We start from the raw sequence: 712 nt of genomic DNA on the forward strand, positions 1-712 counted from the left end.
GGGTGGGGTGGTTGGTCGGCGTCGTCGAGGAGAAGGAGCAGATCGCGGAGTTCGTCGGCGGCCATCTGGGCGGGGAGGACGCGTAGGCCGAGGGGGTCGAGTCGCCACAGAGGTTCCCCGCCGGGTTCTGCCGGTCCGTCGAAGATGAGCCGCCAGGTGGCGGCATTCTCGTCGGGGTCCGGACTGGCCGGGTGGTGGGTGACGACGGCGAGTCCCTGGCCGCCGCCGTCGGCGAGGTCGATCAGGTCGGCGTGGGCGTGGGGGTCGTGGTCTGTGGGGTGTGGGAGGACGACGAGGGCCGCGGTCGGTTCCCAGTTCTCCACGGGGACGGCCGCGCGGGCGGCGAAGGTGGAGGTGTGGCCGGTGGCGGCGAGTTCGTCGTGGAGGGCCTGCAGGTCAGGGATGATCCGGTCGAGGAGGGTGGGGAGGTCGTCGGCGATGTCGATCCGGTCGTCGTCGAGGAAGCCGAGGGGGTCGAAGCCGACGGCCTCGATGCGGGGTGTTGCGGCGAGGGGGGACAGGGCGAGGGTGGCGAGCAGGGCGCGGGCCAGCGCGCGGAGGCCTTCGGTGCCGGTGTCGCCCGGGTCGAGGGTGAGGATCCCGAGGGCTTCCAGGTCGGCGTAGAGCTCGGCGCCGTCGGGTTCGGTGCCGAGTTGGACGAGAAGCGGGCAGGGCGGCGGGAGGTCGGGAAGCGGAGGTAGCGGGGCGGTGG

General features: G+C 73.2%; 1 pseudogene. It reads right to left on the minus strand.

What is annotated here, in order from left to right:
• Positions 1 to 712, minus strand: a pseudogene (locus tag AC08OO_RS19425) (hypothetical protein); the annotation flags it as partial.

It is taken from the genome of Frankia sp. CeCAU1 (assembly GCF_977971845.1).